At 60.7% G+C, this 13,291-nt stretch carries 16 protein-coding genes and 1 tRNA gene; 16 read left to right on the top strand and 1 reads right to left on the bottom strand.

Features of this window, described 5'->3' with window-relative positions:
• Nucleotides 1-156: 156 nt before the first annotated feature.
• From DARO_RS16650 to DARO_RS16625, 6 genes are all read left to right on the top strand, one after another.
• Entirely contained in the window at nucleotides 157-1,401 is a 1,245-nt protein-coding gene (locus DARO_RS16650) for a spore maturation protein (protein ID WP_011288982.1), read from the top strand.
• An 88-nt stretch (nucleotides 1,402-1,489) separates the two neighbouring features.
• Nucleotides 1,490-1,573: transfer RNA gene (locus DARO_RS16645), tRNA-Leu, on the top strand.
• Nucleotides 1,574-1,720: 147 nt separating this feature from the next.
• Nucleotides 1,721-2,416: a hypothetical protein gene (locus DARO_RS16640; RefSeq protein ID WP_011288981.1), complete on the top strand. Its 696-nt coding sequence runs from the start codon at nucleotides 1,721-1,723 to the stop codon at nucleotides 2,414-2,416.
• Between the two features lie 144 nt (nucleotides 2,417-2,560).
• A complete protein-coding gene (locus DARO_RS16635; protein WP_011288980.1) occupies nucleotides 2,561-3,136 on the top strand; it encodes a pseudouridine synthase in 576 nt (191 codons plus the stop codon).
• Nucleotides 3,129-3,572, top strand: a complete 444-nt coding sequence (locus DARO_RS16630) for a DUF192 domain-containing protein (protein ID WP_011288979.1) — start codon at nucleotides 3,129-3,131, stop codon at nucleotides 3,570-3,572. Before DARO_RS16635 ends, DARO_RS16630 begins: the two co-directional genes overlap by 8 nt.
• The gene (locus DARO_RS16625; RefSeq protein WP_011288978.1) at nucleotides 3,572-4,102 is read left to right on the top strand and encodes a chorismate--pyruvate lyase family protein; all 531 of its coding nucleotides are present in this window, start codon (nucleotides 3,572-3,574) and stop codon (nucleotides 4,100-4,102) included. The genes DARO_RS16630 and DARO_RS16625 overlap by 1 nt, the downstream gene beginning before the upstream one ends.
• A 115-nt stretch (nucleotides 4,103-4,217) precedes the next feature.
• Here DARO_RS16625 and DARO_RS16620 read toward each other — a convergent pair whose 3' ends face one another.
• Nucleotides 4,218-4,835 (bottom strand): TetR/AcrR family transcriptional regulator, encoded by a 618-nt coding sequence (locus tag DARO_RS16620; RefSeq protein ID WP_011288977.1) that lies wholly within the window; start codon nucleotides 4,833-4,835, stop codon nucleotides 4,218-4,220.
• Nucleotides 4,836-5,134: 299 nt separating this feature from the next.
• Here DARO_RS16620 and DARO_RS16615 point away from each other — a divergent pair, with 299 nt between their 5' ends.
• The 10 genes from DARO_RS16615 to DARO_RS16570 all read left to right on the top strand — a co-directional run bounded on the left by DARO_RS16615 (nucleotide 5,135) and on the right by DARO_RS16570 (nucleotide 13,281).
• Nucleotides 5,135-5,956, top strand: a complete 822-nt coding sequence (locus DARO_RS16615; RefSeq protein ID WP_011288976.1) for an alpha/beta fold hydrolase — start codon at nucleotides 5,135-5,137, stop codon at nucleotides 5,954-5,956.
• A gap of 13 nt (nucleotides 5,957-5,969) precedes the next feature.
• Entirely contained in the window at nucleotides 5,970-6,269 is a 300-nt protein-coding gene (locus tag DARO_RS16610) for a hypothetical protein (RefSeq protein ID WP_011288975.1), read from the top strand.
• Between the two features lie 18 nt (nucleotides 6,270-6,287).
• The gene (locus DARO_RS16605) at nucleotides 6,288-7,124 is read left to right on the top strand and encodes a DODA-type extradiol aromatic ring-opening family dioxygenase (protein ID WP_011288974.1); all 837 of its coding nucleotides are present in this window, start codon (nucleotides 6,288-6,290) and stop codon (nucleotides 7,122-7,124) included.
• A 9-nt stretch (nucleotides 7,125-7,133) separates the two neighbouring features.
• Entirely contained in the window at nucleotides 7,134-7,478 is a 345-nt protein-coding gene (locus DARO_RS16600; RefSeq protein WP_011288973.1) for a non-heme iron oxygenase ferredoxin subunit, read from the top strand.
• Between the two features lie 18 nt (nucleotides 7,479-7,496).
• Complete coding sequence (locus DARO_RS16595) at nucleotides 7,497-8,867, top strand: aromatic ring-hydroxylating dioxygenase subunit alpha (RefSeq protein WP_011288972.1); 1,371 nt, start codon at nucleotides 7,497-7,499, stop codon at nucleotides 8,865-8,867.
• A complete protein-coding gene (locus DARO_RS16590) occupies nucleotides 8,864-9,400 on the top strand; it encodes a 3-phenylpropionate/cinnamic acid dioxygenase subunit beta (RefSeq protein WP_011288971.1) in 537 nt (178 codons plus the stop codon). The genes DARO_RS16595 and DARO_RS16590 overlap by 4 nt, the downstream gene beginning before the upstream one ends.
• A 7-nt stretch (nucleotides 9,401-9,407) precedes the next feature.
• Nucleotides 9,408-10,202, top strand: a complete 795-nt coding sequence (hcaB, locus tag DARO_RS16585) for a 3-(cis-5,6-dihydroxycyclohexa-1,3-dien-1-yl)propanoate dehydrogenase (RefSeq protein WP_011288970.1) — start codon at nucleotides 9,408-9,410, stop codon at nucleotides 10,200-10,202.
• A gap of 58 nt (nucleotides 10,203-10,260) precedes the next feature.
• Entirely contained in the window at nucleotides 10,261-11,265 is a 1,005-nt protein-coding gene (locus DARO_RS16580; protein WP_011288969.1) for a nitronate monooxygenase, read from the top strand.
• 24 nt (nucleotides 11,266-11,289) lie between these two features.
• Nucleotides 11,290-12,072: a fumarylacetoacetate hydrolase family protein gene (locus tag DARO_RS16575; RefSeq protein ID WP_011288968.1), complete on the top strand. Its 783-nt coding sequence runs from the start codon at nucleotides 11,290-11,292 to the stop codon at nucleotides 12,070-12,072.
• A gap of 63 nt (nucleotides 12,073-12,135) precedes the next feature.
• Nucleotides 12,136-13,281 carry an ABC transporter substrate-binding protein gene (locus tag DARO_RS16570; protein WP_011288967.1) on the top strand — a complete coding sequence of 382 codons (1,146 nt, stop codon included), beginning with the start codon at nucleotides 12,136-12,138 and terminating at the stop codon, nucleotides 13,279-13,281.
• Nucleotides 13,282-13,291 lie beyond the last annotated feature (10 nt).

Raw genomic sequence — 13,291 nt, 5'->3', positions numbered from 1 at the left:
GCCACGACCCGGTTCCGGATAGGCCTCTGATACGCCGGCCGACCGAGGGGGCGATTCTATGGACTGGCCGGCATCGCGCATTGCGGCCGTCTAGCGGTGACAGCCGACAGCCGGCCGGCTAGACTGCCTGTCTTTCAATCTCTTCCCTTCCTGCCTGTGCTCAATCGAATCTGGGTCGCCTTCATCCTCGTCGGCTTTGTCGCGGCGGTGGCGCAGTTGCTGCAAGGTGATCTCGACATCTTCACGCGGGTGTTGACCGGATTATTCGATACGGCCAGGACGGGTTTCGATATTTCGCTCGGCCTGGTCGGCGTGATGAGCCTCTGGCTCGGGGTGATGAAGATCGGCGAGCGGGGCGGGCTGATCCAGTTGTTCGGGCGCCTGGTGGGGCCGTTCTTCCGCCGCATCTTTCCTGATATTCCGACCGGTCATCCGGCTGGCGGCAGCATCGTGATGAATTTCAGCGCCAACATTCTCGGCCTCGACAATGCGGCGACGCCGCTCGGCCTGAAGGCGATGCGCGAACTGCAGGAGATCAACCCGCAGCCCGACACGGCCAGCAACCCGATGATCATGTTCCTGGTGCTCAACACGGCCGGCATCACGCTGATCCCGACGTCGGTGATCGCCATTCGGCAGAGCATTGCGCTCAAGCAGGGGCTGGTCGGCTTCAACGCGGCCGATATCTTTCTGCCGACGCTGCTCGGCACCTTCGTCTCGTTCTGCGCCGGGCTGGTAGCCGTTGCCATCTGGCAGCGTATCAACCTGTTCTGCAAGCCGGTGCTCGCCTTTTTTGCCGGATTCGCCGCGTTGATGGGTGGCCTGTACTGGTGGCTGGGCGGCATGCCGGCAGAGCAGATGGCGCAGATGATCGGGCTGCTCGGCAGCGGCATCATCGTCGCTATCATCGCGCTCTTCGTTGCCGTCGCCGCCTGGCGTGGCATCGACGTCTACGAGAGCTTCATCGAGGGGGCCAAGGAAGGCTTCGGCGTTGCCGTGCAGATCATTCCCTACCTGATTGCCATGCTGGTCGCCATCTCGGTCTTTCGGACGACCGGCGGCATGGACTACCTGATCGGCACCATCCGCGGAGCCGTGCTGGCGCTCGGGCTGAACGACGATTTCGTTCCGGCACTGCCGGTCGGCCTGATGAAGACGCTGAGCGGAAGCGGGGCGCGCGGCCTGATGGTTGATGTGATGACGACCTACGGTGTCGATTCCTTTCAGGGCAAGCTGGCGGCGATCATCCAGGGCTCGACGGAAACGACGTTTTACGTGCTGGCTGTCTATTTTGGCAGTGTCAATATCACCAAGACCCGCTACGCCCTGGCCTGCGGCCTGATCGCCGATGCCGTCGGGCTGGTTGGCGCCATCCTGATCGGTTACGCCTTCTTCCATTGATCAAAGAGCTTAACGGCGTTGCGATTTTTCGCTAGAATCTCGCCCCTTCATCGACGTACTAAGCACGCAAGTATCTCCGGATGCCGCAGCCTTGGTGGTGAAATTGGTAGACACGCTATCTTGAGGGGGTAGTGGCGCAAGCTGTGCGAGTTCGAGTCTCGCCCAAGCACCAAATGCTTTACGTCGAAGTCCAGAGAACCCGCCTGAGTGCGGGTTTTTTGTTGTCTATATCCTGTCGCTTCAGGAGGCGCTATCTAGTTTGTAAGCGGCGCTGCAGTTGCTATGCTGAATTCAGCGGCAGCAAAAAAAGGGGGGCAGAATGAAGCGATGCGCGGTTTTGTTGGCGGTGCTTGTGCTGTCGGCTTGCGCTGTCGTCCCAACGGTTCCTCCTCCTGTTAATGCGCAAAGTTCCGCCTTGGGAATGTACGTTGAGGTTGCTGTTTCCGGTTTGGCGACTTATCGGGCGGATACCGTCTATTTCGTAAAGCGCTGTCCGAGCGAAGCGTTGTGTGAGGAGCGCTTGATCACTTCCAATTTTGCGAAGGATGGGCGGATTTATTTGTTGAATGCGGAGCCTGGGGAGTACCAGGCGGTGGCGGCTGCTTTCGAGAGCGGGATGTTCGGGGATAGCAGTATTTACTTTGCGTATTTCCCGGCTTCTTTGGTCAAGGTTTCGGCTACCGCTATCAAGGCTGGGGGATTTGCCTATGCCGGGCGCTACAGGTTGGCGACATCGTATGGGCTGTGTGCAGACAACGCGGAGCCAGGGCAGTTGAAATACGCTCAGATGATCGCGCCGGATTCCCCGAAGTGTGGTTTTTGGCGACCGTTGGTGCATAAGCTGAGTTCCGGCGACTTCATGTTCATTGCTGGCAAGGCTTATCCGGTTGGGCAGCAGACTTACCACTATCGCGGTACGGGCTACGAAATGATGCCGGAGTCGAACGATGCCGAGGCCTTCTTTGATCAGGCGCGGGGTGATCTTTCCGGGGCGGGCTGGGTGATTGCCAAATAGCGGCGAGGGCCAGGCAAGAGGAAGCGGAAGGCGGGTTTTCTGTCTTGTGCGGGTTGCGCCCAGCGAAGCAAGCGCAGGTGCTAGGGGCAGGCGCCAAAATCGGCGAAAATTGGGTTCTCGCTTAGCCTAAGAAATTTTTCGTTCGTGTCCTCTCTTGTTTTTTTCAACAAGCCTTACGGTGTTCTCAGCCAGTTTACGCCGGAGGGCAAGTGGCGGGCGCTGAACGAGTTCATCACGGTCAAGGATGTTTACGTGGCCGGCCGGCTTGATGCCGACAGCGAAGGCCTGCTGATTCTGACTGATGACGGCAAGTTGCAGGCGAAGATTGCCGACCCCAGGCACAAGCTGGAAAAGACCTACTGGGCGCAGGTTGAGGGTGTACCGGATGAGGCGGCCCTGGACAGGCTGCGTGCCGGCATCGAGCTGTCCGATTTCACCGCCAAGCCTGCCAAGGTGCGGCTAATTGATGAACCGGCCGGCTTGTGGCAGCGTGATCCGCCGATCCGCTTCCGTGCGGCAATTCCGACTTCGTGGCTGGAAATCCGTATCAGCGAAGGCAAGAACCGCCAGGTGCGGCGGATGACGGCGGCCATCGGTTATCCTACGCTACGTTTGATACGGGCGGCCATCGGGGCGGCGACGCTGGATGGTCTGGCGTTGGGGCAATGGCGAAAAATCGATGGCAGTTACCAGGATTTGCAAGGAAGATTCAATGAATAAGACACTCGTTGGCGCGTTGATCGGCTTGGCCATCAGCGCTGCTGTCTGGGCGCAGAATGCCATGCCGACCATGGAGTTGACGGCCGGCTTTTATCGCATTGAGGCCGAAGTGGCCGCCACCGATCCGAATCGTCAGCTTGGCCTGATGAACCGCAAGGCGATGCCGACCCAGCACGGCATGCTCTTCGTCTTCACGCAGAACAACACGCATTGCATGTGGATGCGCAACACGCTGTTGCCGCTGTCGGTGGCCTTCATGGATGAGGAAGGCAAGATCATCAATATCGAAGACATGCAGCCGCAGACCGAAGACAACCACTGCGCCCGCCGGCCGGCCCGCTTTGCGCTCGAAATGAATCTCGGCTGGTTTGCCCAGCGCGGCATCAAGCCGGGCATGAAGCTGAACGGTATTGAAAAGGCGCCGCGGCCGCAGTAATGAAACGCAGCAAATGGCGGACTCGCTTCGCCGGCGCTTATTGCGACCCCATTCTCCGCTCCTGGCTGACTGAGCCGGATTCACTGACGGCTCGTTGTCAGCGGGCGAGTTCGGCTTTTCGCGTGCGCCTGTTGCGCTACGGCAAGGGTCAGGCACTGGCCGATGAAGCGGTTGAGGGCAAGGCCGGCCGGCATTCGGCCTGGGTGCGCGAGGTGGTGCTCGAATGCGATGGCGTGCCGGTGATCTTTGCTCACACGACTTTGTCGACGGCCCGGAGAGGCCGGATGACCCGCTGGATGGCCGGTCTGGGCAGTCGTTCGCTGGGTTCCCTGCTTTTTGCCTATCCAGGGTTCAAGCGAGGGGGTATCGAGTTTCTCCGGCTTGATCGGTGTCACCCGCTGTATCGGCGTGCCGCGGCCTTGGGGGCAGGGCGCAAGTCCCTGTGGGCGCGCCGCTCACTGCACCGGCTCGGCGGGCAGCAGGTGCTGGTGACGGAAGTCTTTCTGCCGGCCATCACGCTGCTGAAGTGAGCCGCTAGGTATTGGGCTTCGCTCGCTGGCGAGTGTCGGAGCCGAGCCTGTCTCTGGTTGTCTTTCGGTGATCTGATGCGCCTTGTTGCTCGCAAAATCGCGAGCTCGCCTGGGGTCAGGCGTCTGATTTTTTCAGCAAGAGATTTTTGATGAAATCCCGCCGCTGCTGGCGCTGGGATTCGGTGCCCTGGCCGCGCATCAGCGATTCGCTGATCATGTAGCTGTAGAGCAGGAAGGCGCGCATGCCGGCTTCCTGGAAACTGAAGCCGAGAGCGACAAAACACTGTGAGACGTAGGACAGCCGCTTGGCGTCAACTTCGTCTACGACCTGTCGGGCCATGTCGTCACGGCGTGCCCAGGCGCGAATGGCCAGTTCGATCGAGGCGGAATTGACGGCTGCCTGGCCCCGGAAAGGCAGGGCGGCGAGCTCGCTGATCAATGCTTCCGGGTCGGCGCCGCTGCGTTCAAAACGGCTGATGATCTGCTCGGTCGCCGCATCCCGCCAGGACTTGAGCAGTTGGCGGAGCAGGTCATCGCGATCCTGAAAGTGCCAGTAAAAACTTCCCCGTGTCACCTTCATTCCCTTGGCCAGTACATCGACGCGCACGGCATCGATGCTTTTGTCGACCAGCACTTCGGTTGCAGCCTTGATCCAGTCGGCGGGGGTCAGCTGGATCTTGCTGCCGTGATGGCTGGCGGGGGCGGCTGGGGGGATGGATTCGGTTTCGGACATTGGATGGGGCCTGGAGAGGTCGAATTATATCAGCCGCGATCTGTGCGGTACTCCTGGTCGCGGTCTGTTTCGGGGTGGTTTTTGTTCGCGATCAAACAATACAGTACTGTATGTTGTTACGTAATACGGTATAGGTGTTGATATGGTGAATTTATTTCTCATTTCATAATACAATGAAAAATAACGAAAATATGCAATATCAGGCGTTTTAAAGTGTTGATCTATATCAAGGGTTGTTGCTTTGATTTGTAATTTATGTACCATACACATACACACGTGTATTGACCAAGGAATAAAAAATGGAAAAGCACCCCGGCATCGGCAAGACCCTTTTGGCAGCAGATCATCAAACGAATTACCTGGAGCAGGGCGAGGGCAAGCCGCTGTTCCTGTTGCATGGTTCCGGCCCTGGCGTTTCGGCCTGGACCAACTGGAGCAAGGTCATGCTCGACCTGGCGCAAAACTTTCGCGTCATCGCACCGGATATCGCCGGCTTCGGTTTTACCGAGTTCAAGTCCGACAACAAGTACGACATCAAACTGTGGGTTCGCCACCTGACCGGCATCATGGATGCGCTGGGTATCGACAAGGCGTCCTTCGTTGGTAACTCCTTCGGCGGTGCGCTATCGATCGGCCTCGCCCTGTTTGCGCCGCAGCGTGTCGACAAGCTGGTACTGCTTGGCACGCCGGCCGGTGAGTTCGTGCAGACCCCCGGCCTGCGTTCGGCCTGGGAATATGAGCCGTCGATGGAAAACATGGAGCGGACGATGCGCCTGTTCCCGTTCAACCAGGCCATCATCACCGAAGAAATGATCCGCACCCGCTACGAGGCCAGCGCCCGTCCCGGGGCTCAGGATGCCTTGCGCCGGCTGTTGCCTAGGCCGAATGCTGAAGGCCCGACTATGGTCAAGGGCTTCCCGGAGGCTTCGGTCGCCAAGATCGAAGCGCCGACGCTGGTCCTGCATGGCCGCGAAGATGCAGTCGTGCCGCCGCAGTGCGGCTTCCTGCTGGCCAATGCCATTCCCAAAGCCGAGTTGCATCTGTTCGGACAGTGCGGGCATTGGGTTCAGACCGAGCATCGTGAGCGCTTCCTGCAACTGGTGCGCGATTTCTGCGCCTGATCCGGAGAAGACGATGAGTCGCAATGTGCTGGAAAAGCTGATGCACCAGTTGTGCGTCGATCGCAGCGTCAAGCAGCGTTTCAAGGAAGACCTCGAAGGCCTGCTGTCGCGTTATGTGCTGACCGAGGAAGAGAAGGCCATGGTGCGCAACTTCGATGTGGCCGGGATGCAGAAGCATGGGGTCAACGCCATGTTGACCTTGGGTTTCTGGTCGGAAAACGCAGCCAATCGCCACCCCGCCGCCTACATGAAGGCGCTGCGTGGCAGCCAGTCCGGCGGTGAGATTTTCTCCGCAGCGCTGAAGCAAAACTAAGTCAATCAGGAGTTTCTCGTGGGAAAAATTGTAGGCGGCTTTTTGGTGCCGCATGACCCGGTCATGTTCGTGATTCCTGATGCGCCGGCGCCCGATGTGGCAAAGCGCATGTGGAGCGCGTTCGAAACCTGTGCCGAACGCCTGGCTGCGTTGAATGCAACCAGCGTCGTAATCATCGGGGCCGACCACTATTTCAATTTTGGCACCGGCTGCCTGCCGCAGTACCTGATCGGCACCGGTGACGTCGATGGTCCGCTCGATGTCCTGCCCGGCCTGAAGCGCCAGGTCATTCCGGCCAGCGAAAAACTGGCGAGTTTCATTGCCGAGCATGGTCACGACAACGGTTTCGACTGGGCGGTAGCACGTGCCTTCACGGTCGATCATGCCGTGGCCATTCCGGATCGCCTGATTGTCGATCCGGTACGCGCCAAGGGGCAGGCTATCGGCACCATTCCAGTCTATATCGCGGCCGGCGTCGATCCGTTCATCAAGATGAAGCGGGCCATCGAACTCGGTGGCGCCATCAAGGCGGCTGTCGAGGCCATGCCCGATGACGAGCGCGTGGTCGTGATCGGCAGCGGCGGCATCAGCCACTGGGTGGGTACGCCCGAGATGGGCAAGGTCAACGAGGCTTTCGACCACGAAATCATGGGCTATGCCTGTGCCGGTGATCTGGCAGCCATGCAGGCATTGAGCGACGACTACATCCTCGAAAACGGTGGCAACGGTGGCATGGAAATCCGCCAGTGGGCCGTGGCGATGGGCGCGATGCCCGGCGCCAAGGGCGAAATCATCGACTACGCCCCGGTCAGGGAATGGGTGACCGGTCTGGGCTTCGTCCAATTGTTTGCTTGAGGTAGCACCATGTCCGAACCCGTATTCGTGATGAAAAAGAATGAACTTGAGGCCGGCAAGGTCCGCAAGTTCGATCTCTGCGGCAACGCGATTGCCGTCTACAACCTGAACGGTACGTTCTACGCCACTCAGGACAACTGTACGCATGCAACCGCCTCGCTGTCGGAAGGAGACATTGTCGACGACGAGTGCATTGCCTGCCCGGTCCACGACGGCACCTTTCACATTCCCACGGGGCAGCCGATGAGCTTCCCGTGCGAACACGCCATCCGGACCTACAAGGTGATCGACCAGGGCGATGCCGTCATGGTCGATTTCGATCAGGAAGCCGACGAAGCGGCTGACGCTATTTAATCAGGGAGACAAAAAACAATGTGTACTGCCAATGACGGAAGTCCGGTGCGCCTGAAACGGCGGCCAATTGCCGAATCGGTCGCCAATCTCGACCGCTTGATGGATCTCGACAAGGGCCGCATGTCACGCGACCTGTTCTGGGATCGCGACATCTACGAACAGGAACTGGAGCGGATCTTCGCCCGCTGCTGGCTGTTCGTGGGGCACGAGTCGCAGATTCCCAAGGCCGGTGACTACGTGTCGACCTACATGGGTGAGGACAACGTCCTGATCGTTCGCCAGAAGGATGGCAGCATCAAGGGCTTCCTCAATACCTGCCCGCACCGCGGCAACAAGGTCTGCTTCGCCGATCTCGGCAACGCCCGCCAGTTCGTGTGCAATTACCACGGCTGGGCCTTCGGTATCGACGGCGGACTGAAGGGCATGCATGCGTCCGAGGCCTACGAGGAAACCGGGATGGACAAGGCCGAGCATGGCCTGCACCCGGTGGCCCATATCGACAGCTATCGCGGCCTAATCTTCGCGACGCTCGACCCGCAGGCGCCAACGCTGGCAGAGTACCTCGGCGACATGCGTCATTACCTCGACGCCATCTTCGACATGGACGAGGGCGGTACCGAGTTTGTGGGCGGCTGCGTCAAGTCGGTGATCCAGTGCAACTGGAAATATGCCTCCGAGAACTTCGTCGGCGACATCCTGCACGCCGGCTGGACCCACGACTCGGGAGCCAAGGCGATGGTCGGTGGTTCGGTGGCCGAAGTTCACAAATTCCCGGATCAGTCCTACCAGGTCAATTTCAACGGCCACGGCTGGGAGTTCAACCAGGACATCGTTGGCAACTGCGCGACGCTGGGCGAAAAGGACCTGCTCAAGTACCTGTACGTGCTGCAGCCCAAGGTGGCCGAGCGCCACGATGACTTCCGCTCGCGGATGATCGGCGCCATTTCGTCCTGCACCTTGTTCCCGAACACCTCCTTCCTGCCCGGGCAGAACACCTTCCGTACCTGGCATCCGCGCGGCCCGGGCCAGATCGAGCTGCACACCTGGACCTTCGTCAACAAGAACGCCCCGCAGGACATCAAGGACAAGTGGCGCAAGGGCACGATGATGACCTTCAGCCCGTCCGGCGTGTTCGAAATGGACGACGGCGAAAACTGGGAATACTCAACGCGTTCCAATGCCGGCTACGTGACCCGCCAGCAGGATCTTTACCTTGGTCTGGGCCAGAACAGCAAGCTCGACACCGATCTGCCGGGCAACGTCTATCGCGGCCAGATCAATGAAGCCAACCAGCGCGCCTTCTACCAGCGCTGGCTCGACCTGATGAAGTCGGAAAGCTGGAAGAGCGTCCCGCAACGCGACATCCCGAAAATGAAGGAGGCCGTATGAGCGCCAAACAACAACTGAAGGAAGTGCCGGTCGACCGCGACACCCTGCACAAGGTTGAACAGTTCCTCTATCGCGAAGCCCGCCTGCTCGACAACGAGCGCTGGGACGACTGGCTGGCGCTGATGGCCGAAGACATCCACTACTGGATGCCGACCATGGAAAACCGCCGCCGGGCCGACAAGAACGGCGCCTATGCCGTCGATCGCGGCGCGCTGTACAACGACAACCTGCTCGACCTGACCCGCCGCATTACCCGCTTCAAGCAGCCGACGGCCTGGGCCGAGGATCCGGCGACCCGCCACGCCCATGTCGTTTCCGGCATCGAGGTTTATCAGGGCGACAAGGCCGACGAGTTCGTCGTTCATAGCAGCTTCGTGAACTACCGCAGCCGGGTCGAGAAAGACAACGACCTGCTGGTCGGTCGGCGCGAGGATGTGCTGCGGGCCGACGGTGACAGCTTCAGGCTGGCTCGGCGCAAGATCATCATCACCCAGTCGGTGCTGATGGCCAAGAACCTCAACACTTTCCTCTGAGAACGACATGGGCTGGCTCGATGGCTACGTGGCGCTGGTGACAGGCGGTGGTTCCGGAATCGGACGCGCCGTGGTCAAAAGATATCTTCAGGAAGGCTGCACCGGGGTCGGTGTGATGGCGCGTAGCCAGAAGCAGGCCGACAGCCTGGTTGCCGAGTTCGGCGACCGGGTTGTCGTCAGCCTGGGCGACGTGCGTTCCGGGGCGGATAACCGGGCCGCGGTGGACACCACCGTCGGGCGCTTCGGCAAGCTCGATACGCTGGTCGGCAACGCCGGGGTCTGGGACTTTTTCACCCGGCTCGAAAAGATGAGCCTGGAAGATATCGACCGCAGCTTCGACGAAATCTTCGGGGTCAATGTGAAGGGCTATGTGCTGGCTGCCCGCGCTGCTGCCGAGGCGCTGCGGGCCAGCCGGGGCAGCATGATCTTCACGCTGTCCAACTCGGCCTACTACGCCGGGGGCGGCGGGCCGCTCTATGTGGCTTCCAAGCACGCTGGGCTTGGCCTGATCAAGCAACTGGCCTACGAGTTCGCGCCGGATGTCCGCGTCAACGGCGTGGCACCGGGCGGGACGGTGACGCCGTTGCGCGGGCCGGAAAGTCTTGGCAAGGGCGAGCGCCGACTGTCGGAAATTCCGAATTTCCAGGAAAGCGTCGCCAGCGTCATGCCGCTGAAGATGATAGCCCAGCCGGAAGACCATGCCGGTCATTACGTGCTGCTGGCCTCGAAAGAGAACAGTCGGGCGACAACGGCGGCGGTGATCCAGAGCGATGGTGGGTGGGAGATAAGGCCGATGAGATGAGTCGCTGATAACAACCAATAACTAAAACGAACAACTAAAAATTCCCAACGGAGGAAACATGAAGGCCAAGCGTCACCTGACTGCGCCGCAGCAGGACTTTCTCGACATCATCGCCCACGGCACGCTGCCGCTGATGGCGGCGCCGATGTTTCTGGTCTCCGGGCCGGAACTGGTCATCGCCTGCGCCGAGGCCGGCATCATCGGTTCCTATCCGGCCGCCAATGCCCGCAATGTCGACATCCTGCGCGGCTGGATGAGTCAGACCCGCGAGGCGATTCAGGCCAAAAAGCCGGGGGCGCCGTGGTCGCTTAACATGATCGTGCACAGCAGCTACGACCGCTTCGAGGCCGAACTGGCGCTGGTCGCCGAGTTCCAGCCGAAAATCGTGTCGACCGCGCTGGGCAGCCCGAAGCGTGTGCTCGAGACAGTGCATGGCTACGGTGGCATCGTGATGGCCGATGTGATCAATCCGACGCTGGCCAGAAAGGCTGCTGATGCTGGAGCCGATGTGCTGGTTCTGGTCACCAATGGAGCGGGCGGGCATACCGGCAGCTATCACCCCTTTGCGCTGATCGCCGAAGTGCGCAAGTTCTGGTCCGGCCCGCTCGGGCTGGCCGGGGCCATCACCAGCGGCACTGACATTCGTGCTGCCCAGTTGCTGGGCGCCGACTTCGTGCTGGCCGGCACCCGCTTCATTGCGACCACCGAAAGCCTGGCCGAAGCCGATTACCGCGAGTTGGTGGTTAGCAGCGGCATCGAAGATCTGGTAGCGACCAAGGCAGTTTCCGGCGTGCTCGCCAACTGGCTGAAGCCGACGCTGGAAAAGGCGGGCATTACCGCCGATCAGCTGCGCGAGGAGAAGAAGATCGATTTCTCCGGCGACATCGTCGCTGCGCCCAAGGCCTGGAAGACCGTCTGGTCTGCCGGTCATGGCGTTGGCGGCATCGAACGCGTTGCCGGAACGGGCGAGGTTGTCGAGCAGTTGTATCGGGAGTACGCCGATTGCCTGAACGACGAAGTCGCCGAGGTCGAACGCCTTCACCGGCGCTATCCGCTCCGCTGAACCCAACCCCAACAGAGACAACCGATGAATAACGAAAACATCCAACAAGCCGCCGCCGCACTGCGTCAGGCGCGCGCCAGCCGGGCCGCCATTCCGCGCATCTCGGAAACCTTCGGCATCGAAGGCGCCGCTGCGGCTTACGCCGTTTCCCGTTGCAATACTGAACTCGATCTGGCCGCCGGCCGCCGCGTTTCCGGCAAGAAGATCGGCCTGACCTCGCAGGCCGTGCAGCAGCAACTGGGCGTCGATCAGCCGGATTACGGCGTGCTGTTCGCCGACATGGAATTCCTGTCGGGCAGCGAAGTGCCGGCCAGCCGCCTGATCCAGCCGAAAGCCGAAGGCGAGATCGCCTTCGTTGTCGGGCGCGACCTGAATGACGAAAACCTGAGCTGGGGCCGCTTCCTGCATGGTCTCGAATACGCCCTGCCGGCCATCGAGATCGTCGATAGCGCGATTCAGGACTGGAAACTGACGCTGGTCGATACCGTCGCCGACAACGCCTCCTGCGGCCTCTACGTTCTGGGCCTGGAGCCGAAAGCCATCGGCAACGTCGATTTCTCGCTGGCCGGCATGGATTTTCGCAAGAACGGCCAGACCGTTTCGGTTGGCAGCGGCGTTGCCTGCCTCGGAAATCCGCTGCTTGCCGCCTACTGGCTGGCCCGGAACATGTTGCAGCTCGGTGACCCGCTGAAGGCCGGTGACGTGATCCTCTCCGGTGCGCTGGGGCCGATGTTCCCCTTCGTTGCCGGTGACTACCTGCACCTGTCGATTGCCGGTCTCGGCACCGTCGATTGTCGTACCGCCTGATTTTTGTAGCACCTGCCGTTCCTGATTTACACCCAACAACACCTATATCGGAGATAACTCAACATGAAACGTCGCCAGCTTCTCTCTGTTCTGTCTGCCGCCTGCCTGCTTGCCTTCAGCGGCATCAACCATGCCCAGGCGCAAACCGTCACCATTGGCGTCAGCGTCAGCTCGACCGGCCCGGCCGCTTCGCTCGGCATCGCCCAGAAGAACACCATCGAACTGCTGCCGAAGACGCTGGGCGGCATGCCGGTGAACTACGTCGTGCTCGACGACGCCTCCGATCCGACATCGGCCGGCAAGAATGCCCGTCGCTTTGCCGATGCCGATCACGTTGATGCCATCATCGGTTCAACCACCGTGCCGACCTCGCTGGCCGTGGCCGAAGTGGCCGGCGAAGCGAAGATTCCGCAAATCGCCCTGGCCCCGTTCCCGCCCAAGCAGATCCAGTGGGTCTTCCCGCTGCCGCACGGGGTTGGCGTGATGTCCGCCGCACTGTTCGAGGAAATGAAGAAGCGTGACACCAAGACCATCGCCTTCATCGGCTTTTCCGACGCCTACGGCGAAGCCTGGCTGAAGGATGTCGAAAAGCGCGCCGAAGCCAACGGCATCAAGCTGGTCGCCGTCGAGCGCTATGCCCGCACCGACCAGTCGGTCACGGCCCAGGCCCTGAAGCTGGTTGGCCAGAAGCCGGACGCCATCTTTATCGCGGCTTCCGGAACCCCGGCCGCGCTGCCGATGCGTGCTTTGCGCGAACGTGGCTTCAAGGGCCAGTTCTATCAGACCCACGGCGCCGCCAATAACGACTTCCTGCGCGTCGCCGGTAATTCCGACGAAGGCGTGATCCTGCCGACCGGGCTGGTGCTGGTGGCCGAGCAACTGCCGGACAGCAATCCGAGCAAGAAGGTAGCACTCACTTACCTGAAGGCTTATGAAGGCAAGCACGGTGCCGGTTCGCGCAACCCGTTCGGCGCCTATGCCCATGATGCCTACCTGCTGCTCGACAAGGCCGTGGCCGCCGTCGGCAAGAAGGCCGTACCTGGTACGCCGGAATTCCGCGCCGCCTTGCGCGATGCGCTGGAAAAGACCAACAATGTGCCTTTGACGCACGGTAGCGACACCATGTCGGCGACGGATCACTCGGGTTTGGGCGAAGGGGCGCGGGTATTGATCACGATCGAGAAAGACAGCTGGAAGCTGTTGAAGTAAGCGGAGACCA

Source organism: Dechloromonas aromatica RCB, assembly GCF_000012425.1.
The sequence above is the reverse complement of the archived record's forward strand: the minus strand, read 5'-3'. Positions and strand labels throughout refer to the sequence as shown.

Coding starts and splice junctions, on each gene's coding strand:
- DARO_RS16590 (WP_011288971.1), top strand. CDS start 8,864: ATGAGCGCCAAACAACAACTGAAGGAAGTGCCGGTCGACCGCGACACC.
- DARO_RS16600 (WP_011288973.1), top strand. CDS start 7,134: ATGTCCGAACCCGTATTCGTGATGAAAAAGAATGAACTTGAGGCCGGC.
- DARO_RS16595 (WP_011288972.1), top strand. CDS start 7,497: ATGTGTACTGCCAATGACGGAAGTCCGGTGCGCCTGAAACGGCGGCCA.
- DARO_RS16640 (WP_011288981.1), top strand. CDS start 1,721: ATGAAGCGATGCGCGGTTTTGTTGGCGGTGCTTGTGCTGTCGGCTTGC.
- DARO_RS16570 (WP_011288967.1), top strand. CDS start 12,136: ATGAAACGTCGCCAGCTTCTCTCTGTTCTGTCTGCCGCCTGCCTGCTT.
- DARO_RS16620 (WP_011288977.1), bottom strand. CDS start 4,835: ATGTCCGAAACCGAATCCATCCCCCCAGCCGCCCCCGCCAGCCATCAC.
- hcaB (WP_011288970.1), top strand. CDS start 9,408: ATGGGCTGGCTCGATGGCTACGTGGCGCTGGTGACAGGCGGTGGTTCC.
- DARO_RS16610 (WP_011288975.1), top strand. CDS start 5,970: ATGAGTCGCAATGTGCTGGAAAAGCTGATGCACCAGTTGTGCGTCGAT.
- DARO_RS16580 (WP_011288969.1), top strand. CDS start 10,261: ATGAAGGCCAAGCGTCACCTGACTGCGCCGCAGCAGGACTTTCTCGAC.
- DARO_RS16575 (WP_011288968.1), top strand. CDS start 11,290: ATGAATAACGAAAACATCCAACAAGCCGCCGCCGCACTGCGTCAGGCG.
- DARO_RS16625 (WP_011288978.1), top strand. CDS start 3,572: ATGAAACGCAGCAAATGGCGGACTCGCTTCGCCGGCGCTTATTGCGAC.
- DARO_RS16615 (WP_011288976.1), top strand. CDS start 5,135: ATGGAAAAGCACCCCGGCATCGGCAAGACCCTTTTGGCAGCAGATCAT.
- DARO_RS16630 (WP_011288979.1), top strand. CDS start 3,129: ATGAATAAGACACTCGTTGGCGCGTTGATCGGCTTGGCCATCAGCGCT.